This is a genomic window from Terasakiispira papahanaumokuakeensis (assembly GCF_001709345.1).
GTDB classification, from domain to species: domain Bacteria; phylum Pseudomonadota; class Gammaproteobacteria; order Pseudomonadales; family Halomonadaceae; genus Terasakiispira; species Terasakiispira papahanaumokuakeensis.
In genome coordinates this window covers 2445266-2471088 of sequence record NZ_MDTQ01000001.1, presented here as the reverse complement: position 1 = coordinate 2471088, position 25823 = coordinate 2445266, and the positions used below count along the sequence as shown (strand labels likewise).

The 25823-nt window shown below is 50.5% G+C and carries 26 protein-coding genes and 2 pseudogenes; 22 read left to right on the top strand and 6 right to left on the bottom strand.

The window, feature by feature from the left end; genetic code table 11:
• The first annotated feature begins 45 nt into the window (after positions 1–45).
• From mltB to BFW38_RS10760, 7 genes are all read left to right on the top strand, one after another.
• The gene (gene mltB, locus BFW38_RS10790; RefSeq protein ID WP_068998632.1) at positions 46–1089 is read left to right on the top strand and encodes a lytic murein transglycosylase B; all 1044 of its coding nucleotides are present in this window, start codon (positions 46–48) and stop codon (positions 1087–1089) included.
• A complete protein-coding gene (locus BFW38_RS10785; RefSeq protein ID WP_139116605.1) occupies positions 1076–1987 on the top strand; it encodes a septal ring lytic transglycosylase RlpA family protein in 912 nt (303 codons plus the stop codon). Before mltB ends, BFW38_RS10785 begins: the two co-directional genes overlap by 14 nt.
• A 350-nt stretch (positions 1988–2337) precedes the next feature.
• Positions 2338–3513: a D-alanyl-D-alanine carboxypeptidase family protein gene (locus BFW38_RS10780; protein ID WP_068998628.1), complete on the top strand. Its 1176-nt coding sequence runs from the start codon at positions 2338–2340 to the stop codon at positions 3511–3513.
• Between the two features lie 293 nt (positions 3514–3806).
• Positions 3807–4115 carry a YbeD family protein gene (locus BFW38_RS10775; RefSeq protein WP_068998626.1) on the top strand — a complete coding sequence of 103 codons (309 nt, stop codon included), beginning with the start codon at positions 3807–3809 and terminating at the stop codon, positions 4113–4115.
• Between the two features lie 11 nt (positions 4116–4126).
• A complete protein-coding gene (gene lipB, locus BFW38_RS10770) occupies positions 4127–4795 on the top strand; it encodes a lipoyl(octanoyl) transferase LipB (protein WP_068998624.1) in 669 nt (222 codons plus the stop codon).
• 1 nt (position 4796) lies between these two features.
• On the top strand, positions 4797–5882 hold the full coding sequence (lipA, locus tag BFW38_RS10765; RefSeq protein WP_139116604.1) for a lipoyl synthase: 1086 nt from the start codon (positions 4797–4799) through the stop codon (positions 5880–5882).
• A 69-nt stretch (positions 5883–5951) separates the two neighbouring features.
• The gene (locus BFW38_RS10760; protein WP_068998622.1) at positions 5952–6422 is read left to right on the top strand and encodes an energy transducer TonB; all 471 of its coding nucleotides are present in this window, start codon (positions 5952–5954) and stop codon (positions 6420–6422) included.
• A gap of 6 nt (positions 6423–6428) precedes the next feature.
• On the opposite strand, the gene holA is transcribed toward BFW38_RS10760, so the two are convergent.
• From holA to leuS, 3 genes are all read right to left on the bottom strand, one after another.
• Entirely contained in the window at positions 6429–7463 is a 1035-nt protein-coding gene (gene holA, locus BFW38_RS10755) for a DNA polymerase III subunit delta (protein ID WP_068998621.1), read from the bottom strand.
• Positions 7464–7562: 99 nt separating this feature from the next.
• The gene (locus tag BFW38_RS10750; RefSeq protein WP_068998619.1) at positions 7563–8108 is read right to left on the bottom strand and encodes an LPS-assembly lipoprotein LptE; all 546 of its coding nucleotides are present in this window, start codon (positions 8106–8108) and stop codon (positions 7563–7565) included.
• Positions 8108–10705, bottom strand: coding sequence for a leucine--tRNA ligase (leuS, locus tag BFW38_RS10745; RefSeq protein WP_068998618.1), 2598 nt, complete (start codon positions 10703–10705; stop codon positions 8108–8110). Before leuS ends, BFW38_RS10750 begins: the two co-directional genes overlap by 1 nt.
• Positions 10706–10894: 189 nt before the next feature.
• Between leuS and BFW38_RS10735 the strand changes: the two genes are divergently transcribed.
• The 4 genes and pseudogenes from BFW38_RS10735 to BFW38_RS18490 form a co-directional block, all read left to right on the top strand.
• A complete protein-coding gene (locus BFW38_RS10735) occupies positions 10895–11431 on the top strand; it encodes a zinc ribbon-containing protein (protein ID WP_068998614.1) in 537 nt (178 codons plus the stop codon).
• A 522-nt stretch (positions 11432–11953) separates the two neighbouring features.
• Positions 11954–12343, top strand: coding sequence for a hypothetical protein (locus BFW38_RS10730; RefSeq protein WP_068998612.1), 390 nt, complete (start codon positions 11954–11956; stop codon positions 12341–12343).
• Between the two features lie 191 nt (positions 12344–12534).
• Entirely contained in the window at positions 12535–13080 is a 546-nt protein-coding gene (locus BFW38_RS10725; RefSeq protein ID WP_068998610.1) for a hypothetical protein, read from the top strand.
• Positions 13081–13130: 50 nt separating this feature from the next.
• Positions 13131–13421, top strand: a pseudogene (locus BFW38_RS18490) (hypothetical protein); the annotation flags it as partial.
• On the opposite strand, the pseudogene BFW38_RS18350 reads toward BFW38_RS18490, so the two are convergent.
• Positions 13396–13665: pseudogene (locus BFW38_RS18350) on the bottom strand (transposase); the annotation flags it as partial. The pseudogenes BFW38_RS18490 and BFW38_RS18350 sit on opposite strands and share 26 nt — an antisense overlap.
• Before the next feature lie 16 nt (positions 13666–13681).
• On the opposite strand from BFW38_RS18350, the gene BFW38_RS18485 reads away from it, so the two are divergent.
• The 7 genes from BFW38_RS18485 to BFW38_RS10680 all read left to right on the top strand — a co-directional run bounded on the left by BFW38_RS18485 (position 13682) and on the right by BFW38_RS10680 (position 20234).
• Entirely contained in the window at positions 13682–13828 is a 147-nt protein-coding gene (locus tag BFW38_RS18485; RefSeq protein WP_425427900.1) for a polymorphic toxin type 30 domain-containing protein, read from the top strand.
• A 194-nt stretch (positions 13829–14022) separates the two neighbouring features.
• Positions 14023–14376 carry a hypothetical protein gene (locus tag BFW38_RS10705; protein WP_068998603.1) on the top strand — a complete coding sequence of 118 codons (354 nt, stop codon included), beginning with the start codon at positions 14023–14025 and terminating at the stop codon, positions 14374–14376.
• A 461-nt stretch (positions 14377–14837) separates the two neighbouring features.
• Positions 14838–16601 (top strand): DUF637 domain-containing protein, encoded by a 1764-nt coding sequence (locus BFW38_RS10700; RefSeq protein WP_068998601.1) that lies wholly within the window; start codon positions 14838–14840, stop codon positions 16599–16601.
• A 21-nt stretch (positions 16602–16622) separates the two neighbouring features.
• Positions 16623–17144: a hypothetical protein gene (locus BFW38_RS10695; RefSeq protein ID WP_139116603.1), complete on the top strand. Its 522-nt coding sequence runs from the start codon at positions 16623–16625 to the stop codon at positions 17142–17144.
• Positions 17145–17504: 360 nt separating this feature from the next.
• Positions 17505–19424, top strand: a complete 1920-nt coding sequence (locus BFW38_RS10690; RefSeq protein ID WP_068998598.1) for a DUF637 domain-containing protein — start codon at positions 17505–17507, stop codon at positions 19422–19424.
• Between the two features lie 8 nt (positions 19425–19432).
• Positions 19433–19696: a hypothetical protein gene (locus BFW38_RS10685; RefSeq protein ID WP_068998596.1), complete on the top strand. Its 264-nt coding sequence runs from the start codon at positions 19433–19435 to the stop codon at positions 19694–19696.
• Positions 19697–19964: 268 nt separating this feature from the next.
• Positions 19965–20234 (top strand): hypothetical protein, encoded by a 270-nt coding sequence (locus BFW38_RS10680; RefSeq protein WP_068998594.1) that lies wholly within the window; start codon positions 19965–19967, stop codon positions 20232–20234.
• On the opposite strand, the gene BFW38_RS10675 is transcribed toward BFW38_RS10680, so the two are convergent.
• Both BFW38_RS10675 and BFW38_RS10670 read right to left on the bottom strand, forming a co-directional pair.
• Positions 20231–20977 carry a hypothetical protein gene (locus tag BFW38_RS10675; protein ID WP_068998592.1) on the bottom strand — a complete coding sequence of 249 codons (747 nt, stop codon included), beginning with the start codon at positions 20975–20977 and terminating at the stop codon, positions 20231–20233. The two genes, BFW38_RS10680 and BFW38_RS10675, sit on opposite strands and share 4 nt — an antisense overlap.
• A gap of 78 nt (positions 20978–21055) precedes the next feature.
• Positions 21056–21637: a YceI family protein gene (locus tag BFW38_RS10670; protein ID WP_175400972.1), complete on the bottom strand. Its 582-nt coding sequence runs from the start codon at positions 21635–21637 to the stop codon at positions 21056–21058.
• A gap of 246 nt (positions 21638–21883) precedes the next feature.
• Here BFW38_RS10670 and BFW38_RS10665 point away from each other — a divergent pair, with 246 nt between their 5' ends.
• The 4 genes from BFW38_RS10665 to trmA all read left to right on the top strand — a co-directional run bounded on the left by BFW38_RS10665 (position 21884) and on the right by trmA (position 25810).
• A complete protein-coding gene (locus BFW38_RS10665; RefSeq protein ID WP_342668860.1) occupies positions 21884–22795 on the top strand; it encodes a LysR family transcriptional regulator in 912 nt (303 codons plus the stop codon).
• A gap of 51 nt (positions 22796–22846) precedes the next feature.
• Positions 22847–23692, top strand: a complete 846-nt coding sequence (gene murI, locus BFW38_RS10660; RefSeq protein ID WP_068998588.1) for a glutamate racemase — start codon at positions 22847–22849, stop codon at positions 23690–23692.
• A gap of 213 nt (positions 23693–23905) precedes the next feature.
• A complete protein-coding gene (locus BFW38_RS10655) occupies positions 23906–24427 on the top strand; it encodes a hypothetical protein (protein WP_068998586.1) in 522 nt (173 codons plus the stop codon).
• A gap of 168 nt (positions 24428–24595) precedes the next feature.
• On the top strand, positions 24596–25810 hold the full coding sequence (gene trmA / locus BFW38_RS10650; protein WP_068998581.1) for a tRNA (uridine(54)-C5)-methyltransferase TrmA: 1215 nt from the start codon (positions 24596–24598) through the stop codon (positions 25808–25810).
• The last annotated feature ends 13 nt before the right edge of the window (positions 25811–25823 follow it).

Sequence of the window (25823 nt, the reverse complement as noted above, 5' to 3'; positions counted from 1 at the left end):
GTACAAAGCAAGCTTGATGACGAACTAAGGTAGACAGGGGAAAGCATGAAACACACTGTAAAACGTGGTTTGGGCGTTGCCTGCCTACTGCTGGCCGGACCTTCACTGGCGGCAGATCGACCCCATTACGACCCTGCATCAAATGAGCAGGTGAAACAATTGATTCAGGAAGTCAGTCAAGACAGTGATTGGCAGCCTGAGCAGTTGAATCATCTTTTTAGTCAGGCCGAACGGCGTGACGATATTATTAAGCTGATTTCTAAACCCGCTGAACGGGTGCTGACTTGGGCGGAGTATCGCCGATTATTTATTACCGATGCGCGAATTAAAGCTGGCCATGAATTTATGGCACAGCATCGCGATGCACTCAATCGAGCTCATGAACAATATGGGGTCGATCCGACGGTGATCACCGCGATTATTGGTGTTGAAACCTTTTATGGTCGACATAAAGGACGTCATCGCGTTATTGATGCGCTGTCCACTTTGTCGTTTGATTACCCGCCACGAAGTGCTTTTTTCCGTAAGCAATTGGTCGCTTATCTTGAACTGGTCAAGCAAGAGGGCTTGAACCCCTTATTGCCGATGGGGTCATATGCAGGGGCTATGGGCTTCCCGCAGTTTATTCCGACCAGTTATCAGGCTTATGCGGTCGACTTCAATGGTGATGGTTTCCGCGATATCTGGACCAATCCGGTGGATGCCATTGGTTCTGTCGCGCATTATTTTGAAGCCCATGGTTGGAAGAAAGACGCGCCGGTTGCCGTGGATGCGGTATTAGAAGGCGATGGTACAAAACTTGAGAATCTGCGCAAAAATCGCTTTGATATGCAGGATTACAGTCAAGTGGCCGCAGCCGGCATGACGGCTAAATCCGCTTCTCTGACGGCCGATACTCGGGTGCTCCCCATGGCGTTGAGCCTGGATGATGACCAGGAGCAAATGATGCTGGGGCTGCATAATTTTTATGTGATTACGCGCTATAACCACAGTCGACTCTATGCCATGGCCGTTAATGAACTTGCTAAAGCCCTAAAAGCCTCTGATCAGGGTGCCTCCGACCAGGAGGCCGCTCGTGATCAGGGCTAACTCGTGGTTTAGAGCCCTACCTGTTGGGTTCCCGGTAGCGCTGCGGCGTTACCGGGTGATGGGTGGGTTATGCCTCTTATCGGTCCTGCTCAGCGGCTGTGCTGGGATTGGCGGTGATGGGGTCTTTGGCAGTGTTGACCAAACCGGAGGCGGTCGTTATAGCCAGCGCTATGATGCTCATCCCGATGATCCGCCGGATGTTTCGGGTGTGCCCAATGCGGTGCCGCGAGTTGAATCACCGAGCCGTTACGGTAATCCGCGGCGGTATACCGTGCGGGGTCAAAGCTACGCCGTAATGAGCAGTAGCCGAGGTTACGCCGCTGAAGGGCTGGCCTCCTGGTATGGCACTAAGTTTCATGGTCATAAGACTTCCAATGGTGAGGTCTATGACATGTACAAAATGACGGCAGCGCATAAAACTTTACCGTTGCCGACGTATTTGAAAGTGACGAACTTGGATAATGGCCGTACCGCCATTGTTCGGGTTAATGATCGCGGCCCCTTTCATGGCAATCGCCTGATTGACTTATCCTATGCCGCTGCGTCCAAATTAGGCTATTTGCACAAGGGTACCGCCCATGTGAGGATTGAAGCGATTGATCCTCAGCGTTGGCTCGAAGCTCGTCGGCGGGAACAGCGACAGGCCTCTGCCAATGAGCACCAACCGGTCTATCTGCAAGTAGCTTCCCTGAGCAATGCACAAGCGGCCCAGCGCTTGAAAACGCGTATGCAACGAATGCTGAATTTACCCGTCAAAGTCATGCCGAGTTATGGCGTAAAAACCTGGTATCGAGTCCGTATTGGACCTTTAAAAGATACTGAGAGTATTGAACGAGCCAGCCAAGCGATAGCCGATACGGAACTTGGTGACCCGCTGGTGGTCCGCAGTGATTCTTGATCATTCGCAGAGGCTCTTGGTCAGCACATCTTGATGACATGGGCCGGCGATGATCAAGGCTGCCGTGAGCACACCATCTCAATTTGTCGTGAAGAAACGACGTTTAGGTGGCGACACTGGCAATGATATACTGCGTAAATGTCTTTTGAGTGTCTCTAAAAAGTTACATGTTGAGAGATGCTAACCCTGCCTCGAATGGACTTCGATTCCAACGACAAGCGATGTGAGCGATGTTGACGACCATGCTGAAGATAAACGCCAAGTTCAAGGCTGTGTTAAACAGAACCCGATATAAAAACACTCTAGTCCAACATCAAGCCAAGGCGCAGGAAGCTCTCGCGTCGGCTCGAATGACTTCAACGCCAAGCCTGATACGGTCTATCCGGGTGTTGGGGGCCACTGCCTTGTTGGCCATAGGACTGCCGCTGTCTGCCCAAGCTGAAACGCTGATTCCGGCGGCGCCTGAGTTGGCGGCGTCATCCTGGATTCTGATGGATGCGGAAAGTGGTAAGATTTTGGCAGAGCATAATGCCGATGAGAAGCTCCCACCGGCCAGCTTGACCAAAATGATGACGGCTTATCTTGTTGAGCATGAAATTGATAAGGGCAACCTGAATCCGACGGATAAAGTCCGTATCAGTGAAAAAGCTTGGCGCGCGCCAGGGTCTCGCATGTTTATTCGTGAAGGGACTTTTGTTGAAGTTGAGAAATTGTTGCATGGGGTGATTATTCAATCCGGCAATGATGCTTCAACTGCATTGGCGGAGCATTTGGCGGGCAGTGAATCTTCATTTGCAGATTTAATGAACCAGTTTGCTCAGCGTTTGGGTATGACCAACACTCATTACATGAATGCCACTGGGTTGCCTGCTGAAGGCCATCACTCAACGGCACATGATCTGGCCATTCTGGCCCGTCATATCATTGAAGACTATCCCGATCACTACCAGATCTACTCTCAGCGTTATTTCACTTACAACGATATCCGTCAGGCTAACCGAAACCGTCTGCTGTGGCGTGATAACTCGGTCGATGGTTTGAAAACGGGTCACACTGATGAAGCGGGTTACTGTCTGGTGGCTTCAGCCAAACGCAATGACATGCGCTTGATTTCTGTCGTCATGGGCACCAAAAGTGATGAGGCCCGCACTCAGGAAAGTCAGAAACTGCTGGCTTATGGGTTCCGTTACTTTGATACCCGCAAACTCTATGAAAAGTATGAGCCTTTGAATACCAGCAAAGTATGGTCTGGTGCTCAAGATGAAGTTCAACTCGGTTTAGAGCATGATCTGTCTGTCACGATTCCACGGGGTCGCGAGGGTGATTTGAAAGCCTCGCTGGAAATTGATCCGGTGATCAAAGCACCCGTACAGGCCGGTCAGTCTTATGGGCGCTTAGTGATTCGACTGGATGATAAAGAAGTCGCCGAGAAACCGTTGGTGGCATTGCAGAATGTTGAACAAGGTGGCTTCTTTAAGCGCATCTGGGACAGTATCGTGCTTTTTGTGATGGGATTATTTAACTGATCGAGTCGGTGTGTGCTACCGGCTTGCGGCTTGTCAGGGATGACATGGCCTCTTGTGAGTTAACGCTATTTGAGGTTAACGCTATGATGAGTGGCCAACATAGCCAAAACAATAGCCGACTAAAATACTAGGTTATCGATCACGGTCGTATAATTTGTGGCATAATAGTCTTAAAGTATAGTCCTAACGTATCGTCTCAACGGCCTCATGCAGGCTGGCTTTATCTTGAATATTGCCGGTCTGCCATATGTCAGGCGACTACATTTGATCAGACTGTTTGATGAGATCATGCCATGAGTAAACCTGCCGCTGCGCCCCTCCAAGTGCAAGCTGATCCCCAGACTGGAGAAGCTGAAGTTGAGTTTCCATGTGCCTACCCCCTTAAAGTGGTTGGGCGGGGAGACCCCGATTTTAAACGTTGTATTCTCGATGTAATGACGGCTGAAGGGACGCATTACCACGAAGAGTCTATTAGTATCGTCGATAGTCGTAATGGGCGTTTTCAGTCTGTTCGTATCACGATTACTGCTGAGAGTCGCGATCACCTGAACCAGGTACATGCCGCATTAAAGGCGACTGGCCGCGTTCAAATTGTCCTGTAAGTGGGCATGCTATGGACTTGATCATTCGTGACTTGGGCCAACAACCTTATGAGCCCACTTACGAGCGCATGCAGCGCTTTACAGACGCACGTACCGCAGAGACCCCAGATGAACTCTGGGTGCTGGAGCACCCTCCCGTATTCACGCAAGGGCAAGCAGGTAAAGACGAGCACCTGTTGATGCCTGGCGATATCCCCGTTGTGAAGATTAATCGGGGCGGGCAGGTGACTTACCATGGCCCAGGCCAGTTGGTGATTTACCCCATGCTGGATCTTCGCCGTCTCAGTTACGGGGTACGTGATCTGGTGAACCTGATTGAGCACAGTTTGATTCACACGCTGGCCGATTTTGGTTTGGATGCTTATGCCAAACCGGATGCGCCAGGGGTGTATTTGGATCAGGTGATGTATAAAGGCCATCGTGTTGACGGGGCCAAGATTGCAGCGTTAGGTCTTCGTATTCGTAATGGGCGCAGCATGCATGGGCTCAGTTTTAATCTGGATATGGATCTAACGCCTTTTGATCGCATTAATCCCTGCGGTTATGCCGGCTTACCGGTCACCCAATTATGTGATGTATGTCCGGATGTTACCGTAGCTGACGCCCGAGCCCATCTGATTGACCATTTGGTTGAGCGGCTCGGTCATACTTCTTTAGAGACTCGACAGGGGTGGTCCTGAGATGAGCCAATCCACAACTGGTATCGAAGTGGTCGACGCCGCTGCGGCCACACACATCCCCGCAGCAGATACGGAGGCAGCGTCGAGTAGTGGGGCTGAAGCGATTGCGATTGCTGCTGCCCGTGCCGCTGCACGCCGGGCCCAGAAACCACAGCAGGGCATCAAACTGCGTGGTGCCGATAAAACGGATCGTATTCCGGTCAAAATTCTACCGACCGAAGAACTGCCTAAAAAACCGTCTTGGCTGAAAGTCCGCATGCCGATTTCTCCGGAAATCACACGGATTAAAAAAACGCTGCGCAAGCATAATTTGCATACCGTTTGCGAAGAAGCCTCTTGCCCGAACCTAGGGGAGTGTTTTCACGGTGGTACGGCGACCTTCATGATCATGGGGGATATTTGTACGCGTCGTTGTCCCTTCTGCGATGTCGCCCATGGGCGTCCCAATGCGCTGAATGCGGATGAACCGCGTGAATTGGCCGAAGCCATTGCCGATATGCGCCTGAATTATGTGGTGATCACCTCAGTCGACCGGGATGACCTTCGTGACGGTGGTGCCGATCATATTGGCCAATGTATTACGGAAATTCGCCAGCATCACCCGAAAACAGAAATTGAAGTGCTGGTACCGGATTTCCGTGGACGGGCTGATGTGGCGCTTGAGATCTTAAAAGATACCCCGCCGGATGTGTTTAACCATAATCTGGAAACGGTGCCTTCGCTTTATCGTAAGGTGCGTCCCGGCGCCAGCTATGAAGGTTCGCTTAAACTGCTGCAAGGCTATAAGGCATTACGTCCGGAGGTGAAAACCAAATCTGGCTTGATGCTAGGCGTCGGCGAAACCAACGAGCAAGTGCTGGAAGTACTGAAGGATCTGCGGGCTCATGGTGTTGATATGTTGACCTTAGGTCAGTATATGCAGCCTTCACGACATCACTTGGCGATTGACCGTTGGGTGACGCCGGAAGATTTCGAATGGCTGGGCGAGCGTGCCCGTGAAATGGGCTTTGTCCATGTGGCTTCTGGCCCCTTGGTGCGCTCATCGTATCATGCTGATCAACAGGCGCATGGCAAAACGGTGCGCTAAACTTGGTGATCAGTGCTGTTCATTTGGGCAGCATTGTTGATCAAGACGATGATTCAAACAGGGGCATGAATGATGATACTCGGCTATAGGCAAGGTTTCAGTGGTCGAGCTGTTTTAGTCGGCCTGGGCTTGATGCTGTTGTCTGGATGTCAGGCCCCTGCTGAGTCCGTCTCATCACCGGCCTCGGATACGTCTGCTCCTTTGGAGCAGGCGAATGATGCTGAGCCTCGGGCACTTGAAGATCGCCCCCCTGAGCCCGCAGAGGGTTGGGGCGCTTTGTATGAGGCCATTGAATATCCGGCTGCGGCAAGATCCAAGCAGCAGCAAGGTGTGGTGATGATTCAGGGCGTCGTTAACAAAACGGGCGGGTTAGAGCGTCCACGGGTGGTGATGTCCGTCTCTCCTGAGTTAGACGCCGAGGCGCTGAGAGTCGTGAAATCACTGACCTTCAAACCGGCGATCAAGGATGGTCATCCCATTCGTAGTCGTATCCGGCTACCGATTCAGTTTCATTTGAATCCGCCGAGCCCATCGAATTAAGCTGATTTATCCTGCCAGCCGTATATCGCATAACCCCATACAAAGACTGAGCAAGCCTTCCTCAACATCCTGGCGCGTGCCACCCCCTTTCAGAGTGTCATCCAAACGCCCCGCTTGGGCCAGTAACTGATGCAGCTGAGGTAGCCTCAAGCGCTGACTGGCTTTTTGATATAAGGGGCGACGCTTTTCCCAGATTTTCAATTGCTGACAAATGGTTGCTAATGGTTGCCCCTCATCGAGTCGATGAACAAGGCTGATGATTTGGCGTAACTCCCGGGTGATGGCCCATAAGATAATGGGGGGCTCAGTGCCTTCAGCACGAAGCCCACGTAACACGCGCGCCGCCTTATTGGCATCGCCTTGAAGGAGTGTATCGGCCAGGTCAAATACGGTGTGACGACTGGCATCCTGAACCCGACTTAACAGCGTATCCGCATCCAAGCGCTCACCTGCAGGGGTCAGCAAGGCCAACTTTTCAACTTCTTGGGCGGCGGCGAGCATATTGCCTTCAACCCTTTCAGCCAGTAGTTGGCAGGCTTGAGGGTCTATCTGCAAGCCCGCTTGTTGAGCGCGCTCAGCAACCCAGCGCGGCAGGCGTGCCGCCTCAATCGGCCATACTTGTACGGTGACACCGGCTTGATCGACCGCTTTCATCCAGGCACTTTTCATTTGGCTGGCATCCAGCTTGCCACTGGTCACCAGCAGCACATCACCCTCTTCAGGATGCTGTGTCAGCCGTTGACAATACTGACGGATGACTTCGGAGCCCTCTCGGCCCAGTTTATTGCCGGTAATCCGCAGTTCTAACAGCCGCTGTGACGCGAATAATGACAAGCTGGCGCCGGCATCCAATAGCTGCTGCCATTGGAACCCCGGCTCTACGGCCATCACTTCTCGCTCTTCAATACCGGCGGCCCGACAGCGGGCTCGGATGGCATCACAGGCTTCCTGGTGTTGCAGCGGTTCATCACCGCTGATCCAGTAAATGGGCGCCAGCCCTTGTTGAAGCTGACCATTCAGTTTATAAGCGGGTAGTTTCATACCGGTGGGCAATCAACTCATGGAGAAAGGGGGTTGCTGGGAGAAACGCCTTAGAGAGACTCTTCCAAGGCGCTTCGGTTGGCGATGACTGACGGCTTATTATTGACTGGGATCAGCGGTTTTCAACGCCGCAATCCGATTCAACAGTTGCTCGGCCAACTCTTGCTCCAGCTGTGTTTGTAGCTGTTGCTGTTGTTGAGGTCGGGTCAAGGTGTCTTCGTTTCGAACATAATCCGTTGTGGCACTGACCCTTTGGTTAACCCAAATGGCAGAGCCGGAGGCATCCATCGCATCAGCACGAACACTCAATGTTTGGCTAAATTGGCTGCCATCATCACCCACATATAAGGTTTGCTGCTCATCACGACGCAGGTTCGACAGGCGTATTCTGAGCCCGGGCTGATCACCGGATTGAGCCAGATCCTCGCCTAATCGTCGTTGCAGTCGTTGGGCCACACCTTGAGCGCCACTGCTAGCGTCAACCACAACCGGGGTCAAGCCTTCAGGCAGGTTCAAGGTGCCGCGTAGATGATAGCCACAGCCCGTCAGCGTTAAAAATGACGCCACCACCATGACCCACACCAGGGCCATCAGGCCCCGGTGTGATATCCCGCGTGGTTCAAAGCGCAAGAAGGATAGATTCATCAGTTCGCCACGATGTTGATCAATTTACCGGGCACGACGATGACTTTACGGATGGTTTTGCCATCGATGAACTTTTGTACCCGCTCGTCAGCCATTGCCAAGGCTTCAACCGCTGCCTTATCGGCTTCTGGGGCAACCGACAATTTAGCCCTCACCTTGCCATTCACCTGAGCCACCAGCTCGATGCTATCACGCTTCATGGCCTCTTCATCGGCTGCGGGCCACAAGGCATCAATCACGCTTTCTTCGTGGCCCAGGGTTTGCCACAGGGTGTGAGTGATATGGGGCACGATGGGCGACAGCATCACCACCATGGCCTCAATGGCTTCGCGGGCCACTGCCAGCCCTTTCGGGGTGTCATCGTCAAAGCGTGATACCGCGTTGGTCAACTCCATCATCGCCGCAATGGCAGTATTGAAGGTGATCCGGCGGCCCATGTCATCATTGACCTTCGCAATGGTCTCGTGGGTTTTGCGACGCAACTCTTTCTGTTCATCGGTCAGCTGTTGCACATCCAACGCACCAGGCTCACCTGCGGCCAGATGCTCATGGACTAAACGCCAGAAGCGGCGTAAGTAGCGATGGGCCCCTTCAACACCGGCATCAGACCATTCCAGCGATTGCTCTGGTGGTGCCGCGAACATCATGAACAGGCGCACGGTATCGGCACCAAAACGGTCGATCATGGTTTGCGGATCAACGCCGTTATTCTTGGATTTGGACATCTTCTCGATGCCCCCCATTTCGACGGCTTGTCCATCACTGATCAGCTTGGCAGAGAGCGGACGTCCTTTACTATCACGCTCAACCTCAACATCGGCCGGATTGAACCAATCTTTGCCGCCATTGGGGAGCTCACGATAGAAGGTTTCGGCAATGACCATGCCTTGAGTGAGCAAACGCTTAAACGGCTCATCAGCCTCTACCAGACCAAAATCACGCATCAGTTTCTGGAAGAAACGGGCATAGAGCAGGTGCAAAATGGCATGCTCAATGCCACCGATATACAGATCGACCGGCAACCAATAATTGGCGCGCTCATCCAGCATGGCTTCACGGTTATCGGCACAGCAGAAGCGTGCGAAATACCAGGAAGACTCCATAAAGGTGTCAAAGGTATCGGTTTCTCGGGTCCAGCCATCGCCCAAATCATAGAAGGCGGGCATTTTCTTCAAGGGTGAGCCACTGGCATCGACTTCGACTTCCAGCGGCAATGCCACGGGTAAATCGTCATCACTCAAGGGCACGGTTTCGCCCTGAGGGCCATATTTTACGGGAATCGGTGCACCCCAGTAACGTTGACGGGCCACACCCCAATCGCGCAGGCGGAAGTTGACTTTAATGTCACCTACGCCTTTCTCGCGCAGCTCATTGGCAATGGCATTAAACGCGGCTTCAAACTCGAGTCCATCGAATTGGGCAGAGTTAATCAGCTTGCCTTTACCCGTAAAAGCTTCTTCTGCCAGATTGACTTGGTCTTCTGCACTTTCAGGCGCAATGACTTGCTCAATTTGCAGGCCATATTTACATGCGAACTCATGATCGCGCTGATCATGGGCGGGCACCGCCATGACTGCACCGGTGCCATATTCCATCAGTACGAAATTGGCGACCCAAATCGGTACTTGGCGCCCCGTTAACGGATGGTAAGCGGTAAAACCGGTATCCATCCCTTTCTTTTCCATGGTCGCCAGCTCGGCTTCCGAAGTGCCGCCTTTCTGGCACTCTTCCAGGAAAGCGGCCAGCTCAGGGTTCTGTTCCGCAGCGGCCTTGGCCAGCGGATGGCCCGCGGCGACGCCGACATAAGTGACCCCAAAGAGCGTATCCGGGCGCGTGGTGTACACCGTCAGCCCTTGTTCGGCCTCGGCGTATTCAGGCGCATTCAACGCAAACGTCAGTTCCACCCCACGTGATTTACCGATCCAGTTGCGCTGCATGGTTTTGACCTGCTCAGGCCAATCCACCGTATCCAGGTCGGCCAGCAGCTCTTCGGCATAATCGGTGATCTTCAAGAACCAGAGGGGGATTTCTTTACGCTCGACCAAAGCCCCTGAGCGCCAGCCACGGCCTTCGATGACCTGCTCATTGGCCAGTACTGTCTGATCGACTGGATCCCAGTTAACGGTGGACATCTTTTTATAAACCAGCCCTTTATCGACCAGTTTGGCAAAGAACCACTGCTCCCAACGATAGTAATCGGCATCACAGGTCGCAAACTCACGGCTCCAGTCGTAGGCAAAGCCCAGCGACTTGAGCTGCTGACGCATATAATCGATATTTTCATAGGTCCACTTGGCCGGTGGGACCTGATTTTTGATGGCCGCATTTTCGGCGGGCATCCCGAAGGCATCCCACCCCATTGGCTGCATGACATTCTTGCCTTGCAGTCGTTGATAACGGCTGACCACATCACCAATGGTGTAGTTACGTACATGCCCCATATGCAGCTTACCGCTGGGGTAAGGGAACATGGACAGACAGTAGAATTTCTCGCGAGTCGCGTCTTCTACAGCCTTGAAACACTCATTGCGCGCCCAGAAGGACTGTGCGGCCTGTTCGATTGCTTGCGGATTATAGTCTTTGACTTGGACGTCCATTTTTGCTCTTGAGCCTGATCTGGTTGCCATGACAGGGCGGCTGTTCGATCATGGAGTCATGCAGCGTTGTCGCTTTTGCGCTTCGCTGGACTCACAGCGTCTGTCTCGTGAAAATAACTTGGCAGACAAGCATACACGATGCAGCGGTGCCCATGTAGGCCCGCGAGCAGGCTCGCAAGGAGAAATCGCATGACAGACCCTCATGATCATGATCAAGACCAGCAAGAACCCAATGCGCGCCTGTATGATCGCTTATTGAAGCGGTTGGATGAACGGCGAGAAGAATGGAAAAACAAAGGCCAAGAAGGCCTGCGTGAAGAAATCGACCACTTGGTTGAAGAAGAAGGCGAACTGGAACGCCTGACCCGTGATGAAGTGGCTTTATTGTCTGCTTGGCTCAAACGGGATCTGGCTGACCTCAAACAATATATGGAAGAGACAGGCCATGATGTGCGCGCCTGGTTGGCGGAAGAAACCGGGTTACTGGGGGAACAATTTATGCACGGCCTACGCAACGTCGCCGATCCCACCTACCTCGGCCAGCAAACGCTCTTTCAAGACCTCGAAGCCCGTAATGATGCCATCCTCTACCATGCAGGAGAACTCGCCATGGCCGGTCGCTTCGTTTGTACTGAATGTGGCAAAGCCATCACCGTGCCCTTTACCCAACGCTTGGAAGCCTGCCACCGCTGTGATAGCCGAGTCTTCCGACGTGAAGGGGTTTAATTGAACCTCTTTCGATAAATTAACACCCGCTGTAGGGATCATTTGTAGGGGCTTGCGAGCAGGCAAACCCCTACAGCAATATTGACTTCCGCGAGATTGAAAATGAGTTAAGCTCATTACTCGATATAATATTAGATGTATATGATGGTTAAAGTGAAAAGTACTTTATTGTTTGAATTAACTGAAAGGTTATGTGGATTTTTTAGTAGAGTTTTGTTTTAAAGTTTTTTTAAATGAAGTGGGTCGCCGGATTTAACTAATATGGGAAGGAAGGGAGGTGATTCTGATCTGGATTTTAATAAAAGATCCGCTGATGTGTATTCTCCAGAGTATAAAAACAGAACACAATTAGAGGTGATATGACTTGTAAAGTTTTGCATTGAGCTCAGGATATAGTCTTGAATGTTGATGACTCCTGTTGAGTTAAGTCGATATATTAAAGTTTTTTGGACAAAAGTCGGTGAATTTCTTGAAAAACTTTATTTAATTGATGGTGAAAGCGTTTAATGAGGAAGTTTTAGGATGGCTATGACTCTCAATTTGGAGATTGCGAAGGGGATTAGACTTCAGGATATAAAAAACGCTTTAATGGGTGTTGAGTATTCGGACCTATCTGAGATGGAATCTGAGCTTTCTGTCGTATTACCTAATACAAATGCGTCAATGTCAGCTAAGACGAATCTCGAAGATTCGACAGTATTAACTGAAAACCTGGAAGATACAGGCTGGTCTGTTGGATTACGTGCATATTTTGACGTTGATATTACAGTGCCTAACCTGTTTGATGATGTAAAGAAGATTGTTTTTAATCTATCAAATCAGACTTCATTTGAGTTTGCTTTATCATTTCAATACGAGACTCTCTATGCTAAGAAAGGCTCTAATGGTCTCGACTTGAGTAAAGATTTTTAAATGAGATTAGATTGTTCCAAGAGACTGTTCAGACCATGTTGAAGATGCTGCCAAAACAGGCGACAACTACGCTGACACATAGGGCGTGGCAACGAATTTTTGGTTGAACAAGGTGGGCAAATCATGAGCTATGTAGCTAATCCTAGTCAGGGGGGAATTGTTGATGAGCATGTTCGTTTAGGAGGCAAGCTATGAATCTGTTTGTAGTTGAGTTTGCTTCAAAGAGCATCAAGCTAATCTTTGAGGTCATTTGCTTTCTGCTTGGAAAAATTCAGGTCGAGATTCAGGTATTAAAAAAAGAAAAGGCTGAATCATTTGATTTTGAAAGCTGGAAAGGGAGTCTAGACTCTGCATTCTCTGCACTAGAGTCGGGGAAGTTCTCTGCCATTCAAATAACTTCCAACGATGATAAACTTCAATTGGCTACTATTTATCGTCCAAAGTTTATCGGGGAAGGGCTAGGCGAATATTCATGCATAGGTGACTTTAAAAGTTCACTTTCTATAGCTGAGTCTAAGATGAACGAACTGTCTACGACTACGATGGGATTGAGTTACTTATCCCTATCGCTGGAGGAGCCATTGGATATCAACGAAAATATCTATATCGAGCCTGATGTGTTTCCTTGGGATGATTGGAGATTAGTTCTTGGCTCATGTAGGAGTCGAGAGCTAATTAAGGGTGCTGCGTACAAAAAGCTTTTATCTCACGCTGATAAAACGTTGCAAAGAGTGTAGTTAGCTTCATTGAGGGGGAATTGGCTAAGAAGTTCTAACATGCTTCAGATTTTGGAGTTAATACGACAAAAAAGAACCTTCAGACTCTTGCTGAATTTCAAAATGCCGTTACGAGTCACCTGGATGATGCTGCAACTATACAGAAAGGAACTTATGGGAGGGGGTTCATATTTCTGTGCCACCCGGTGCTTAGAGGTCCGCGTAGCGTCCTTAGCCTTGGCAGTGGCTACGTGGATGCTTTGTCTGATCGCCATCTCGGCAACGACTTCCTGCCGCCCTTGAAAGCACCAAGGTGGGTAGATACTCTGTTGAGCCTCAAGTTTTCATATGCTCATCACTGAATAAAGGTGTTGAGTCAAACGCAGTTTTTGTTTGAATGCAGGCCCATAAAACAGTCAGATACTGCCTCATGACGGCGCATTGGGTCTGAATTTTTTTCTTCCCTCGCGCAATAAGCGCTTCATAAAATGCCTTAGCTCGCGGATCGTAACGCACAGCACTCATGACTGGCATATAAAGTGCAGAGCGTAAGTAGGCATTCCCTGCTTTACTCAAACGAGCCGGTCGATTAACACTACTGCCTGTTGAAGATAAAAGCCAAATGGGTTTGGAATACAAATGGGTCGATGAAAACGGAATAACCAATAGGCTGCGAATCGATGACTCTGATCCAATCCATTACGGTTCAAACGTTGCAAACGGATGGATTGCACATAGGGCAGATGGGGGGGACTACACCTGCTACTGATAGCTTTGCGCATAAGAATGCGCACAAACCAGAGAGTCCCCATTATGATCCTTCTGCGGCAAATAACACTCATATACCTATTGAGATGCCTGAAATTTGGTTAATGGATTTTATGAAAATTAATTCTAATGGAGGTTGACGTGAGCAATAGCCTCATTTCACAGATTTGTAATACCCGATGTAATGGTAGAGACATGCTGGTTGATGAACTTAATGATGAAATTGAGACGGAAGTATACAGCGATAAGGAAAAACTTTCGATTGTGCTTAAATTATTAATGCTTCTACCGAATGAGACTGATTTGTCTGTTCATGAAAGTATATTAAATCTGCTCAGCGGAGTTTATCCATCAGGTCTTGGTGTTCGCGAAATAGATAATTATATCTTGGGCTATATTCAAGGGTCAAATTCAGGCTCATTAGTGCATGCATTATCAATTGTTTCTGAGTCTAATTTAGAAGAGAAAAAGGAGATCCTTACGTCTTTTTTAAAATCTGATATTAGTGCTATTCAGAATTTGGCTCAAAATTACTTGTCTGAGATATAGTTGTGGCAAGACCCTAGTGTTCCATTAGGTTAATTCTCGTTCTTATTATCAATTAAGCTCAACTTTGCCCGCGCCAGAGAGTGTTCATATTTCTGTGTCACTCGGTTCTTAGAGGTTCACGTAGCTATTGCACGGCCTTGGCAGTGGCTACGTAGATGCTGTGTCTGATCGCCATCTCGGCTACGACTTCCTGCCACCCTTGAAAGTACCAAGGTGTGGAGCGGCCAAGGCCGCGAAGGGGTGTGTTTGGCCGTCCGGGGTTCACGATATATTCGCTTGCAAGCAAGCTCCCACAGAAGGTCCTGGGGTTAGCGTACTGACGCCGCCCCCGGTGGTGGCATGCCGGTGGCCCTGCATGACAGCCAGCGTGATACCAGCTCAATCCGCAGCGGCATCAGCGATGGCCAGATCACCATCACCGATCAAGCCGGGCGACTTATATTACCAACCGCGGCAAAGAAGTGGATCGGGCGAAAAAAGCTCTGGATACCGAAAAAGAAAAAACAGCCGACGAACGTGATGACGCCCTGGTCGCTCAGTTAGAGCAACAATATAAAACCGCCTTAATCGAAAACGAAACCTGGTTACCCGGCGGTACCGGGCGCAAAGTGGTGAATGCACTGAATGCGGCTGTCGGCGGTAACCTCAGCGCAGGCGCCACACAATTTGTGCAAATGGGCATCGCCAACTACCTGCAACAAGAAGGCGCCAGCCTACTGGGTCGATGGACCCATGAAGGCAAGCTCACCGAAGGCAGCCCCCTGCATGCCGCCCTTCACGGTGCCGTAGGGTGCTTAGGTGCCGCTGCAGGCGGTGGTGACTGCGGTGCCGGTGGCATGGGCGCGGCGACCAGCAGCTTACTGACCAACCTCTTCACCGACCAACCCAACGAAACCTTTGCAGAGAAAGAAACCAAACGCGACATCATCGTCGGCCTCACCACCGCCATGGCCCTAGGGACCAACCTCGACCCCGGCACCGCCATGAACAGCGCCGTCTCATCGTTGGATAATAACTGGATCACTAAGGAGATGAACGATGCTGCTGATCAAGCTCGTGCGTCAACTGATGATCAAGAGCTAAAAGATACGATCACTCGACAAATTCGTGTGATCAGTGATGCACAAGATGAGGATCTTTTCAATTACAGTGAAAAAGTCTTGATCCAAACTGCAGAAGAGGGGTGGAGTCACGAGCGAATGGTCGAAGAGATGAACCGCTATTGGAGTGATCAGCACCTTAACCCGGCAGAAGATGTGCTGCCAGACTATGAGCCTGCATACGATTCTGATTACCAAAGACGAGAATTCTTTCGAGGGATCAGGAAGACGGGTAATGATATGGCCGACCAGCTAAGTAAATGGGGTAGCCAACTCGTTGATGGACCGGCCCAAATGGCGTCTGATGCTTGGGATGGTATAAAAAGTATACCAGGGAATATTTATAATGGTGCTGCTAATGCGGGTCAATCTGTGACTGATTGGGCAACCAGTGAGTTTCCGGGTATGGAACTTGAGAGAGAGTTTTATGATTATCTCAACACCCCGCCCGATGAGTATGCGGAAGATTTAATCAAATCCGGTGCTGGTCTTTATGGTGCCAGACGATTTGAGTTACTATGGCGCAAAACCCCGAACACACCAAGTTCGGGTGGCCGACTCGAAGAAAGCCTAGGGTCTTCAGATAGAGAGGATTTATTCCCAGACTATACCCATACCAGTGACAACGCTCGCACCGTTGGGCAGAATGAAGCGAGTAACCATTCTGGGGTTGATGGGAGGGTTACACATAATGGTACTGGAACTGTATGGGATTCAATTCAGAGAGTGGATGCTTATGGTAATTATCCTGGGACTGATTTGCCACGGGCATATATAACTGAAATTGAGGGAAAACAACTTTTTATTGCTCCAAATGCTACAAAGCATATTCAAGAAGAATTAACCAGAACTATTTCTTCTCGGAATGTGAATATAGGAGGCAAGGTTCCTTCCTGGCAATCTAGAAACTCTATTAAAGGGGAGAATTTTACTTATCTTCCTGATCCTGTTCGAACACAAGAAGCATTAACTAGCCTTCATGGTGGTGTCTCGAATATTATTAAAAATAATAACGTTCAATTTAATAAAATATATGTCAGTGATGATGGTTGGGAGATTATTTTTGCACCTCCTAGAAAAGCCGGTGAACTCCCTGCGATTAAACATGCAAGAATGTTGAATTAATTTTACTGATTGGGTTTTTAAATGAAGATTAATAGCAGAGTGTGCTGTATGTTACCAGCGAGACTGGATGTAGATGATTATGTTCCGCTTTGTGTGACATTTGGTGATGGTCCAGATCATCAGTTATATTATCGTTATGTAGGTGGAAGTTATTTGATAGAGATTGGTTTTGATCAATATAAAACATGCCTTTCTTCTATAAAGTTAGTTCAAGTCTGTGACTATGTGGAAATAGAAAAAGTTAAGAAAGATTTTAAGGCGATTTTTATTGAAGGATTGCCTTGTAGTGATTTAGATCAATGGCAGGGTGGGGTTTTTATAGATAGTAATGGTAGCGTTGAGATTGAGATTTCTGAAGATCAGTTGCGTATAAGATTTGGTAGCGATAATGATGTCGTAAGTGTATATAGAAATGAAAATGTCTATTTTGGGTGTGCTAATGATAGAGTGGTTGTGTGGATTTTAATTGACGAAGTTGATGTTGAGTTAATAAAAAAAATCAAACATATTATATTAGAGCAGCAGAACCAGAGTTTTTTGTGAGGGTGTTCATATTTCTGTGTCACCCGGTGCTTAGAGGTCTGTGTAGCCGTTGCACGGCCTTGGCAGTTGCTACGTGGATGCTGTGTCTGATCGCCATCTCAGCCACGACTTCCTGCCAATCTTGACAGCACCAAGGTGTGGTAGGAGCGCCCTTGGCCGCGAAGGGGTGTGTTTGGCCGTCCGGGGTTCACGATATATTCGCTTGCAAGCAAGCTCCCACAAGAACTTTAGAGGCATGACAGCCAGCGTGATACCAGTTCAACCCGCAGCGGTATCAGTGACGGCCAGATCACCATTACCGATCAAGCCGGTCAAGCTGAGCTGACTCCTGGCCAAAGCATCGAAGACATTATCGCAGGCTTGAACCGTGAGGTTGAAACCGGCCGTGATACCAGTGGCAGCTTAAGCAACAACTTGGATGAAGATGAAATCAACGCCAAGTTTGCCATCGCCTCGACCTTCGTTAAAGAAACCGCGACTTATATCAAAAACCGCGGCAAAGAAGTGGACCGGGCGAAAAAAGCCCTGGATACCGAAAAAGAAAAAACAGCCGACGAACGTGATGACGCCCTGGTTGCCCAGTTAGAACAACAATACAAAACCGCCTTAATCGAAAACGAAACCTGGCTCCCCGGCGGCACTGGGCGCAAAGTGGTGAATGCACTGAATGCGGCTGTCGGCGGTAACCTTAGCGCAGGCGCCACACAATTTGTGCAAATGGGCGTTGCCAACTATCTGCAACAAGAAGGCGCCAGCCTACTGGGTGAATGGACCCGTGAAGGCAAACTCACCGAAGGTAGCCCCTTGCATGCCGCCCTTCACGGTGCCGTAGGGTGTTTAGGTGCTGCTGCCGGCGGTGGTGACTGCGGGGCCGGTGGCATGGGCGCGGCGACCAGCAGCTTACTGACCAACCTCTTCACCGCCCAACCCGACGAAACGGTTGCAGAGAAAGAAACCAAACGCGACATCATCGTCGGCCTCACCACCGCCATGGCCCTGGGGACCAACCTAGACCCCGGCACCGCGATGAACAGCGCCGTCTCATCGGTGGATAATAACTATCTGATCAGCGCACAGATTGCTCAGAAAAGAAAGGAACTTGAAGCGTGTCAGAGCTCATTCTGTCGATTCCAGGTGGAGTCAAAATGGACAGGGGTCGATATCGGGCAGGAGTTGAGCTTTGATGCCGGAGTGGTAGCGGGGGTTCCGGCCGGATTGCATGACACGATCGATGGTGTCGTGAAAATGTTAGGCAATCCGGGAAAGACATACGAAGCGCTTAGATTGCTGTTAAATAGCGACGACTTGCTGGGTAATGTGTCAGATGCGGTGAAGCAATCATTTAGAGACCGCCTTGATAAAATGGATGAAGAGTACCTGAAGGGGGGAGCTGAGGGGGCGTTTAATTCTGGTATGGAAACCGGCAAACTGTTTATGGATATTGCAGGGTTGCTGACTGGTGCAGGTGGAGCCGTCAAAACTACCGCAATGGCAACGGAGAAAGTCATTGCCCGGGTCGTCGCTCTTAAAGGTGCAGGCCGAAGTGTTGTGGGTCGAGGCTTAGATCAAGCGGGGGACGCAGCCAAAGCAGGCGACGACCTCGTTGAACTCGGCCGAGATACAGACCTTCCCGAGCACCGAGACAGCACAGCAGGGCGTGAGACTGGGCAAGATAGTCACACCCATGACGATGTCGCGACATCAACAAACGACCCCCGTACTAGTGACAATGCTAGCTCCGTTGGGCAGAATGAAGCGAGTCACCACTCTGGGGTTGATGGGAGTATTCTACATAAGTTTCCACTATCCCAAACTCAGATAGATGAAATTAGGTCTATCCCACATGGGCAGCGCCCAGATCCTAGCGATTATCTTTCTTCTTCATATATAAACGAGCATATTTCACAATTTGATGACGGAGCTTCTCGCTTCATGTCTCAAAGAAATCTTGAAAAATATGGAATTGCTCAGCGAGATGGAACTTCTTTTGTGATGACAAAAAGTGAGGCAGATAAATTGTTATTGTCTTCAAATGGTAATTCCAGAGCAATGGCTAATGCGTTAGGTCTTCCAGAAGACTTCTTTGACGCTAATACGTTGGTTAGAGTGGATATTCCAAAACCAAGAGAATTAAATCTAAGAATTCCATCTGGTAATGAGGCGGGAGCTAATGATTTGTGGGTTCCTGGGGGTAGACTTCCTGATGGTGCTTTGGAGGCAGTAATTGATGCTGGTGATATTTCGCCAAGTCAATTTAGGCAGACACCTCTATCATTTTAGGAATAACCATGAAATTTACTGACGTGGTAGTTAATAGGGCAGAACGATTTTCTATCGGTATTGAGGAGGATTCAGGGCGGTTTTATCTATCGATACCAGTGAGAAATGAGTATGCAGATTATGAGGAGTACTATGAAATTACAAAAGAAGCATATGAGTTGTATAAAAAGGATTTGAACAATGCTTTGGAATTTGTTGATAAATGTCGGAGTCGACAAGTTGATGGCCTACTGATTCAAAAGCCTGGTAGATTGAGAGGAACTCCTCTTTAATTCCAGAATTCATCGAATAATCGCAGAGGGTGTTCATATTTCTGTGTCACCCGGTGCTTAGAGATCCACGTAGCCGTTCACGGCTTTGGCAGTGGCTACGTAGATGCTGTGCCTGATCGTCATCGCGGCCACGACTTTCTGCCATCCCTGAAAGCACCAAGGTGTGGTAGGAGCGGCCTTGGCCGCGAAGGGTTTAGATATTCGCCTGCAAACAGGTTCTCTCAGTAGGTTCACGGGCTAGCGTACTGACGCACCTCCCGGCGGCGGCATGCCGGTGGCCCTGCATGACAGCCAGCGTGATACTAGCTTAACCCGCAGCGGCATCAGTGATGGCCAGATCACCATCACCGATCAAGCCGGTCAAGCTGAGCTGACTCCTGGCAAAAGCATCGAAGACATTATCGCAGGCTTGAACCGTAAGGTTGAAACAGGCGGTATGATCTTACCCAGCAACAGTGGCCGCGTGAGCGTTGCACGACCGTTCCCCTTCTTGGCCAAGGCTGCATCGACCAATGGTGTGGTGTTGTGGGTGCTTTAGAAGAGGGATTGGCTGGGCCAGAGTTGCCACAGGGTAAGGCCGCCAAATATCAGGCTGATGAAGGGATTGAGCCAGGCGTTTTGCACTGGGAGTCTTAGCCCGAGGGCCAGAGCTGCGGTGATGAAGCTTTCCAGGGGGAGGCCGATGTAGAGTTGGGCGTAGCCAAGTGTCAGCAGGTGGGCGAGGCGGAGTGGGGCTTCGCTGTGTTGGGTGTCGATGTTGATCACGCAGGTGGCGAGCCAGGTCAGGCCTGTGGTGAGGGTGATGAGGCCGATCCAGAGTCCGGTTTCGGTACTGGCGCTCAGGGCGATGGCGAGGGCGATGAAAGCGCCACCGAGGCTTTGAGCAAAGAGTCTGCTGCTGTGGTGGGGTTGTGGACTGCCAGCAAGAGCCAGTAACGGGAGTAATGCCAGCGGCAGTAATTCTGCAAATGGAAGTTGCATGAAGAGCTGAAAGCCGCTAATGGCGAGGGCGGCGATAATGCCCAGCGCTGCGCTGATGCGATACTGGGCCATACGGGTGATCAGTGTGGCCAGCACGGCGCTTAATACCAGTGGTGCTAAGGGCCAACTCAATGGATTTTGCTGAGTGGCGAGCAGGCCCAGTGTCGGAGCCAGCGCTAAGGCCCAAGAGAGTCGGTAAGGATGCCGACGAAGTAATCCCAAGGCCAATAGGGCCAGTAATCCGGTGGTGATCAGGCCGGGTAAGGCCATCACCAGGGGCGAGGCGGTGGTGTCATACATGGTGTCAGTTCCGTCAGCGGCAGGGAAACTTCACAGGCCAGGCCTCCGTGGTGAAGGCCTGGGGGCGTTCGCAAAGGGTTACTGGCGAATGCCTTCAATATCTAAGACGAGCTGGACTTCATCGCTACCGGCGCCCAGCATTTTATCCATCCCGTAATCGGTACGCTTGATGGTGACTTCGCCATGGAAACCGGCACGGTAGCCGCCCCAAGGATCTTTCCCTTCGCCTACTTTTTCGACAGGAATCTCGATGGTTTGAGTCACGCCGTGCAGGGTCAGTTGGCCCGTTAGGGTACCCTTGTTGGCATCACCTTCGTACTGAGTGCTTTTGAAGTTAATATTGGGATATTGACGGGCGCTGAAAAAGTCAGGGCTTTTTAGATGTTTATTGCGTTCGGCAAAGTTAGTATCGAGGCTATCGACAGGGATGGTGACTTGGATGCTGGCGTTTTGTGGTGCTGCGCTGTCGTAGTTAAAAGTGCCTTCAACCGTATTGAAGCGACCCACCAAATATGAAGTGTTGATATGTTTGATACGAAAAATGGCATTGGTGTGGGCTGGGTCGATTTTGTATTCAGCGGCTTGAGCCGTGGCGGTTAAGCTGGCGAGTCCGATGAGGGTTGCCATAGCGGTGCGAGCCAATAATGGGGGTAGTGTCATGGTGCTTCTCCTGGTTAAGTGATGGCTCAAGTGATTGATGGGGTTGGGGTGAGCCGGTTGATGTCGAGGAGTATGACGGAACGATTTGGGCTTGATAACAGGGTGTATTCTAAAGGCACTATTTACTGCTGGTTGATAATAATGACTTCTGGTTGACAATGAAGTGATATTCGGTGGGTCTAAGCATGCCGGTGTAAGATTTGCTTTTGAGTCTCGGTTGTTTAATCCGAGAGCCATAGACGATGAATCTCATCTAGGGGGTGGATTCTGGAACGCTTTGATGCTTATCAGGCTTTTTGCCAAGTCATGGAGTTAGGCAGTTTTGCCGGAGCGGCGCGTGCTTTGGATTTATCCACGGCGATGGTCAGTAAACATGTGGCGGCGTTAGAGAAGCACTTGGGGGTTCGATTATTAACAAGGACGACACGACGTCTGACGCCGACCGATGAGGGACGTCTGTTGTATCAGCAAGCAAGTGCCTTGTTGAATGAATGGCAGCAGTTGGAAACCGAAGTCTCGGCGCGAGCCGGGCATTTAATGGGCAAATTGAGAATTTCAGCGCCGATGGATTATGGGGTCGCGTCTTTGATGCCTTCGGTGGCTGAATTCCAGCAGTTGCACCCTCAGTTGAAGATTCAATTAATGCTGGAGGATCGCCGGGTTGATCTAACGGCGGAGTCTGTCGATCTGGCCGTGCGAATTGGGTTATTGCAAGATTCCAGTTTGGTGGCGCGGACACTGGGTGAGAGCCAGCTCTCGGTCTATGCCAGTCCAGAGTATCTTGAGCGTGAAGGGCGGCCTGAAACGCCTGCGGACTTACGCCGACATCGCTGTCTGCATTTTACTTATACCCAGGAAGGTCAGTTATGGCGTTTTCGTGATCCGTCCGATGGCAGCGAGCTACGTGAGCATTATGTGTCGGCACTGGATTGTAATAATGGTCGGGCGCTTTGCGAAGCGGCTGCAGCGGGTCTTGGGGTGGTGCAGCAGCCCGATTTTATGATGTCACCTTATCTGGAAAGTGGACGCCTAGTCCCGATTCTGGAAGAGTGGATGCCACCCCCTTTGGGCATTTACCTGGTCTATGCTCATCGCCATCATTTACCTGCCCGAGTGCAGGCGTTTATTGAGTTTCTCTGTGCACGCGTTCATCCCTAACGGTGCGGGGTATTCTGGTCTGGTGTGCTTAGTGAGGTCATTAAAAGTACGATGAAACCGTTGGCTCAGGGGGCTTGCCCCGTACTTGTTTTTGATTCTGGTGTGGGTGGTTTATCGATTGTGCAGGCGATCCGTCGGGCGTGGCCTTCGCTGCCGATGGATTATGCCTTTGATAATGCAGCATTTCCTTACGGTAATAAGCCCGAAGACTGGCTGGTCGACCGTGTTGAAGCGGTGATCACAAGCTTGCTGGACAAAACCGGTGCGGGTTTGGTGGTGATTGCCTGTAATACGGCCAGTACGCTGGCGCTGCCTCGGTTGCGTGAGCGTTTACGCGTGCCTGTGGTCGGAGTGGTGCCTGCAATCAAGCCTGCAGCGCAAGTATCGCAGACGCGTTCGATTGCGTTGTTAGCCACGGCTGGGACAGTGACACGCCCGTATGTCGATCAATTGATGCAGGATTTTGCGGCGGATTGTCGGCTTTATCGGTTCGCCTCTGCACCCTTAGTCGATTTGGCTGAGCAGGCTTTAGCGGGTCATCCCCCCGCACCAGAGACGCTTCGCCATATTCTGGCCCCCATTGAGGCCCAATCGGATATTGATACGATCATTTTGGGCTGTACCCATTTCCCATTACTGAAAACGGCCTTGCAGGCGGTGGCTGAGCGCACTTATCACTGGGTGGATTCTGGTGCTGCCGTGGCGCGACGGGTTGGGGATTTACTCGGCGTTGATGATGTGTCGGGGAATAGGGCGGCGGCTGGTGTCGCCTGGACGACGGCGCCTGTGCAGCAGATCCATTTAATGGAAGCATTGGCGACACTGGGGTTCGCTTCTTGTCGACAGCTGACGGCGTTGGACTTTAATGAAGGTGACATTGTGTTGAGCAGTGTCTAGGCTTGCAGAATAAAGAGCGCTGCACTATATAAAGCCCATTGTTTTAATATTACATTTTTGTACATCTTATCGGCCTATATCATGGCTGGATCTGAGCGGTGATGGCATTGTGATCACCTGAAGTCTTCGGTATTGCGCCAGTGATGGGAAAGTCGGTGGTGAGGAGAGCATCGCCTGCCGAAGTTATCGAGATTAATCGAGGAGAACTGCACCATGAGCGGTCGCTATATGACGCTGGGGTATTACGTCGGCTTTGATCATCATTTTAAGGCGACTTATGAAGTCATGGATTGGCAGGGGCAGCACGTATTCGGCAATAGCAAAGAGATTAAAGGATTGATTCAGTCTGGTGTCATGGGCCATGAGAATGACATCGAAGGACTGACACGCCATCTGCTCAGTGAAGGGATTTTGTATCCTCGCGGCAGCCTGATTGAGGGCATTACCCTTGATCGTGCCGTGCGTGAGCCTAAGGTGATTGAGTTGCCTTTATATGATGATGAAAAACAATTTGGTATGGCCTGGAAGGCGGTGAATGGGTTACCGGCAACTTCCGGTAATTTGACTCGTGATATCAAACTGCCGATTGGGAAGTTCGCTTCGGGTACTCCTGTACGTGACATTATTATCAAGCTGGGGCCTGCCTTTCCTGAGTTTGATATCACACAGGCCATGACCGATGGGGTGAATCGCATGTTATTGACTCGTCGTGAACAACGCGCTGAGACTCAATAATCCAGCGGGCGTTGCAGCTTAATCATCTAGGGAGGCTAAAGTCTAATCATTAAGGGCCGCGGTGCTGTCATTGAGAGATTTGACGGTGCAGTAAGAACGGGCTTGCACTGGCCGTTCGGCTTGGTAAGCTAGCCGCCCCTTGTTGATGATTGAACTGAGCCCTTATCCATGAGCCGTCTGCCTGTCGTTGAAGCTGAACGTTATTCTGAACTCCTCCACGCCAAGGCTGAGGCTTTGGCGTCTTGTTTTACGCCTTTTGATCCCCCTGAGATGGAGATCTTTCCATCTCCTCCGATGCATTATCGTATGCGGGCTGAGTTCCGTGTGTGGCATGAGGGGGATGATCTCTATTATGTGATGTTTGATACCGATGACGAGGCGCTAGCGGCACAGCAGGCCGCGCAGGTCGAGGCTGAAGCGAGCGCTGCTTCGGCGGAGGGTTCGCAAGTCCAAAGCGCACAAGGGAAGAAAAAGAAGAAACGGAATAAAACCCGAAAGCCCGTGAAAACGGTGCGGATGGATGACTACCCTGTGGCCAGTGAGCGGATTAATGCGTTGATGCCCGCGCTACTGGATGCCATTCGAGATGTGCCGCCTTTGCGCCATAAGTTATTTCAGGTCGAGTTTTTGACCACGTTGACTGGCGAGGCTTTGATCTCTCTGATTTATCATCGGCCGCTGGATGAACAGTGGGAAACGCTGGCCCGACAGTTACAGGTCGATTTGGGGGTCAGTATTATTGGCCGCTCTCGAAAACAACGCTTAGTGCTGGATCGTGAATTTGTGTTCGAGCGTTTGACGGTGGATGGCCAGACACTGACCTATAAGCAGGTGGAAAATAGTTTTACGCAGCCTAATGCGCGCATTTGTGAGTCGATGTTGAGCTGGGCGCGTGAAGTCACGCAAGGCATTGGGGGGGATCTGGTTGAGCTGTATTGTGGCGCGGGCAATTTCACCGTTGCGCTGGCACCAAATTTCCGCCGCGTTTTGGGCACTGAAATCTCCCGGACTTCGGTTGCCGCAGGTCGTTTTAATGTTGAAATCAATCGTGCCCATAATGCCCAGGTTGAGCGTTTATCGGCGGAGGAGTTTTCTCAGGCATTGGCGAACCCTCAGAGCCCTTATGGGCAGCGTCTGGGATTGGCAGATTACACTTTCTCTACGGTATTGGTGGACCCCCCTCGAGCGGGATTGGACCCTGATACACTCAAACAAGTGGCGGAGTATGACCACATTGTTTACATCTCTTGTAACCCTCAAACACTGGTTGAGAATCTCGCGACGTTGACCCAAACACACCGTCTGGAGCGTTTGGCTTTTTTCGATCAGTTCCCTTATACCGATCATGCCGAGGCCGGGGTGTTATTGGTTCGCCGGGCTTAAAATGTATGGCTTC

Bases quoted from the DNA above. Each gene is read 5' to 3' on its own strand.
- lipB (WP_068998624.1), top strand. From the start codon at position 4,127: ATGGACTTGATCATTCGTGACTTGGGCCAACAACCTTATGAGCCCACT.
- BFW38_RS10730 (WP_068998612.1), top strand. From the start codon at position 11,954: ATGGCTATGACTCTCAATTTGGAGATTGCGAAGGGGATTAGACTTCAG.
- BFW38_RS10735 (WP_068998614.1), top strand. From the start codon at position 10,895: ATGACAGACCCTCATGATCATGATCAAGACCAGCAAGAACCCAATGCG.
- BFW38_RS10725 (WP_068998610.1), top strand. From the start codon at position 12,535: ATGAATCTGTTTGTAGTTGAGTTTGCTTCAAAGAGCATCAAGCTAATC.
- BFW38_RS10680 (WP_068998594.1), top strand. From the start codon at position 19,965: ATGCCGGTGGCCCTGCATGACAGCCAGCGTGATACTAGCTTAACCCGC.
- leuS (WP_068998618.1), bottom strand. From the start codon at position 10,705: ATGGACGTCCAAGTCAAAGACTATAATCCGCAAGCAATCGAACAGGCC.
- holA (WP_068998621.1), bottom strand. From the start codon at position 7,463: ATGAAACTACCCGCTTATAAACTGAATGGTCAGCTTCAACAAGGGCTG.
- BFW38_RS10775 (WP_068998626.1), top strand. From the start codon at position 3,807: ATGAGTAAACCTGCCGCTGCGCCCCTCCAAGTGCAAGCTGATCCCCAG.
- BFW38_RS10780 (WP_068998628.1), top strand. From the start codon at position 2,338: ATGACTTCAACGCCAAGCCTGATACGGTCTATCCGGGTGTTGGGGGCC.
- murI (WP_068998588.1), top strand. From the start codon at position 22,847: ATGAAACCGTTGGCTCAGGGGGCTTGCCCCGTACTTGTTTTTGATTCT.
- BFW38_RS10675 (WP_068998592.1), bottom strand. From the start codon at position 20,977: ATGTATGACACCACCGCCTCGCCCCTGGTGATGGCCTTACCCGGCCTG.
- BFW38_RS10695 (WP_139116603.1), top strand. From the start codon at position 16,623: ATGAAGATTAATAGCAGAGTGTGCTGTATGTTACCAGCGAGACTGGAT.
- mltB (WP_068998632.1), top strand. From the start codon at position 46: ATGAAACACACTGTAAAACGTGGTTTGGGCGTTGCCTGCCTACTGCTG.
- BFW38_RS10750 (WP_068998619.1), bottom strand. From the start codon at position 8,108: ATGAATCTATCCTTCTTGCGCTTTGAACCACGCGGGATATCACACCGG.
- trmA (WP_068998581.1), top strand. From the start codon at position 24,596: ATGAGCCGTCTGCCTGTCGTTGAAGCTGAACGTTATTCTGAACTCCTC.
- BFW38_RS10760 (WP_068998622.1), top strand. From the start codon at position 5,952: ATGATGATACTCGGCTATAGGCAAGGTTTCAGTGGTCGAGCTGTTTTA.
- BFW38_RS10670 (WP_175400972.1), bottom strand. From the start codon at position 21,637: ATGACACTACCCCCATTATTGGCTCGCACCGCTATGGCAACCCTCATC.
- BFW38_RS10655 (WP_068998586.1), top strand. From the start codon at position 23,906: ATGAGCGGTCGCTATATGACGCTGGGGTATTACGTCGGCTTTGATCAT.
- BFW38_RS10685 (WP_068998596.1), top strand. From the start codon at position 19,433: ATGAAATTTACTGACGTGGTAGTTAATAGGGCAGAACGATTTTCTATC.
- lipA (WP_139116604.1), top strand. From the start codon at position 4,797: ATGAGCCAATCCACAACTGGTATCGAAGTGGTCGACGCCGCTGCGGCC.
- BFW38_RS10705 (WP_068998603.1), top strand. From the start codon at position 14,023: ATGCTGGTTGATGAACTTAATGATGAAATTGAGACGGAAGTATACAGC.
- BFW38_RS18485 (WP_425427900.1), top strand. From the start codon at position 13,682: ATGGGTTTGGAATACAAATGGGTCGATGAAAACGGAATAACCAATAGG.